4 protein-coding genes and 1 pseudogene are annotated in these 2,669 nt (G+C 64.6%); 1 reads left to right on the plus strand and 4 read right to left on the minus strand.

Translation table 11 applies throughout. The features are described 5' to 3' along the window. Positions 1-516: type 1 glutamine amidotransferase domain-containing protein (locus DXK94_RS20255; protein ID WP_395930160.1), on the minus strand; the 516-nt coding region annotated here is incomplete at its 3' end. A gap of 6 nt (positions 517-522) precedes the next feature. Between DXK94_RS20255 and DXK94_RS20260 the strand changes: the two genes are divergently transcribed. Then, positions 523-1,236 carry a hypothetical protein gene (locus DXK94_RS20260; RefSeq protein WP_115526315.1) on the plus strand — a complete coding sequence of 238 codons (714 nt, stop codon included), beginning with the start codon at positions 523-525 and terminating at the stop codon, positions 1,234-1,236. 63 nt (positions 1,237-1,299) lie between these two features. Here DXK94_RS20260 and DXK94_RS21490 read toward each other — a convergent pair whose 3' ends face one another. From DXK94_RS21490 to DXK94_RS20270, 3 genes and pseudogenes are all read right to left on the minus strand, one after another. Next, positions 1,300-1,443 carry a hypothetical protein gene (locus DXK94_RS21490; RefSeq protein ID WP_181884891.1) on the minus strand — a complete coding sequence of 48 codons (144 nt, stop codon included), beginning with the start codon at positions 1,441-1,443 and terminating at the stop codon, positions 1,300-1,302. Between the two features lie 226 nt (positions 1,444-1,669). After that, positions 1,670-2,329, minus strand: coding sequence for a dihydrofolate reductase family protein (locus tag DXK94_RS20265; RefSeq protein ID WP_115526316.1), 660 nt, complete (start codon positions 2,327-2,329; stop codon positions 1,670-1,672). 114 nt (positions 2,330-2,443) lie between these two features. Continuing rightward, positions 2,444-2,669: pseudogene (locus DXK94_RS20270) on the minus strand (type 1 glutamine amidotransferase domain-containing protein); the annotation flags it as partial.

Genomic DNA, 2,669 nt, shown 5'->3' on the forward strand with positions numbered 1-2,669 from the left:
GTGGGTGGCGCCCTGTTCCTCAAGCCGGTCTGCCAGGAAGAACGGAATGACCTTGTCCTTGCCTGCGGCGACCTCCTCGTCGTTGGTGAAGGCGGCCACCCTCCGGCCCTCGACGAGGCGAAGCCCGTTCTCCAGTTCCACGTTCAGCAGTCCGGCCGGTCCGTGGCACACCGCACCCACCAAACCGCCGTTGTTGTAAACCCTGGCCACCAGGCTCTGCAGGCCTTCACTGTCCGGGAAGTCCCACATGGTGCCGTGGCCGCCCACGAGGTAGACGGCGTCGTACTGGTCCGGATCAACAACGTCGACGCGGGCGGTGTTGTAGAGGCCGGCGCGCGTGGTCTCATCCTCCGTGAAGGCAACCTGGATGGGATCTTTCGAGTCCACCTCGTCGCGCGGGGGCTGGCCGCCCTGAATGGAGGCAAAGTCGACGAAATGCCCGGAATCCTTCAAATACGATCGAGAAGCGGGCAGCAGCAGCCGCCACCTGTCTCGAGAACTGGAGCGGGAATACAATGAGCCATGCCCGTGACCGGCCGAGCCGTTTCTGCTGCAGTGCTTCTCGTCGTTGGGGCAGGCCTGGCGGTGTTGGCCGTGATGGTCCACTACGAATTCATGAGAATTTACGGCGATGTGAGCGGTACCCCGTTGGAGGGTCTCACGTGGGGGCTCACGGCCGGACCCTCCGGATTGGGGCTCGGTCTGGTCGCGGTGGTTGCCATGATCGGCTTCATGATCTCGACACGCCCGTGGATGCGGCTGACGGCCGTGGCCATCCCGGTCCTCATGCTGATCGGGATGTTCGCCGTCACCCCCGCGGCGTTGGGCCAGAAGATGGAAAACCAATTCGTTTCCGCTCCGCAATGCGTGACCGAGGGCACCGATGAACCCATGGCCAGCGCAGATCGTGAAGCCCAGCAGACGTTCGATTCCATCAGCCACATCGGCCATTTCAGTGGCGGCGGCATGAGTGGCGTCGGCGGCTGTACCCGCTGGTTCAAGCTCTCGGAAGGCGCCGACGTGTTGCAGCACTATCGGGGAGCGCTGCCAGCGGCGGGCTGGGAAGTGGTTGAGGATGACGGAAGCCATCTGCGGGCGCAGCTTGATGGCCGCGCGTTCGACGTGATGCCCTGCCCCGGAGGCGGTGTCATCTGGGCGGGAAGCGACGACGAACCCTCATTCGGGCAGGGAAGGCCTGGGCTGGCGGGCACCGAAATTTGCCCGCACGACCTCTGAACACTAGATTCCGGGACGACGGCGGGAAGGCGAGTCCCGCCGTCGTCATGCCTTGGCCGTGCCTCAGGACGCGCGGCGGAATTCCCCCGGCCGGACCTGGAGATGGAACGGCAGCGGCAGCTGGATTGGCTTGTCGCCGATGGGCTTGTCGAGCAGCTCGTTGATGGAGCTTTGCCCTTCCAGCTCGCCGTTTCGTTTGGTGCCCATAAATCGACCTTACGGGCGTCACGGCCGGACCGACTCCCCTGACACGGGTAATGGCATAGTCCGAGAACCGAACGTGGGCGCCATCGTTGAACGCTGCCGGAGCCGCAACCTGTCCTTGAAGGTGAACGAGCGCAACGCCTCTTTGACCTTCAATAGCACTGCCGCGACTGCGGGGAGTGACCGAGGAAGCCTGGCCGCGTTCCCATGCCCTCCCCAGCGTGACGGGTCAACGGGCCGGGCGACGGGTAAAGACCAGGTGCACCACGCCTTGGGGAGAAGGGGTCGCTTCAATCTCAAAACGTGCTTCGAGTCCTTCGAGCCCGTCCCAGAGCCGTTCGCCACGGCCCAGGAGGATCGGCACGAGGACCACATGCATGTGGTCGATCAGGTCGGCCTCGAGGAACTGCCGCACCGTGCTGGCGCCGCCGCCGATCCTGACGTCCAGTCCCCCGGCGAAAGCGCGGGCCTTCTCAAGCGCGGAGACCGGGTCCGCGTCAACAAAATGGAAGGTTGTTCCGCCTTCCATCTCGAGGACCGGCCGGGGATGGTGTGTCAGGACAACCACAGGGGTGTGGAACACAGGGTTCTCGCCCCACCACCCCTTCCAGTCCTCGTTCTCCCAGGGACCGCGCTGAGGGCCGAACTTGTTGCGCCCCAGGATTTCGACGCCGACCCCGGGTCCCCACTGGCTGGCGAACGCCTCGTCGATGCCGAAGGATCCTTCCGATTCCCCATGGATGCCCATCGCGCGGAAGGTCCGCGTCTCGAAGGCCCACTCCAGCAGCCGCGTGCCTGCGTGACCGAACGGAGCGTCCAGTTGCTGGCCCTCACCGGTGCCGAAGCCGTCGAGGGAGACCGAGAAGTTATGCACGCGGACAAGGGACATGTCGTCTCTCCTGAAGTGTCGTTGGCAGTCACTGTATGGCGATCGGTCCCCACGGCTCAAGGGCTAAATGCTGGCGTCCTTGCAGCGTGTCCGCCAGCCTCAGTGAGCGTTGTGTTACTGCTCCCCTTCGGCAGCAGCAGCCGCCTTAATCGCGTCCTTCTGGGCGCGCAAGGCCTCCGCCTCATGCTGCTCCTCGGCCTTTTCCTGGTGGATGACCGCTGCGAAGAGCTTCTCCATCTCCTTGGCCACACCGGCAGCTGACGCCGGGTTCTGGCCGGTCACCAGCCGGTCGTCAACCACGACCCTTTCCTCGAAAACACCGGAGGAGACGTGGGTGGCG

Origin of the sequence: Arthrobacter sp. RT-1 (assembly GCF_003367205.1) — a bacterium.
Classification (GTDB): domain Bacteria; phylum Actinomycetota; class Actinomycetes; order Actinomycetales; family Micrococcaceae; genus Arthrobacter.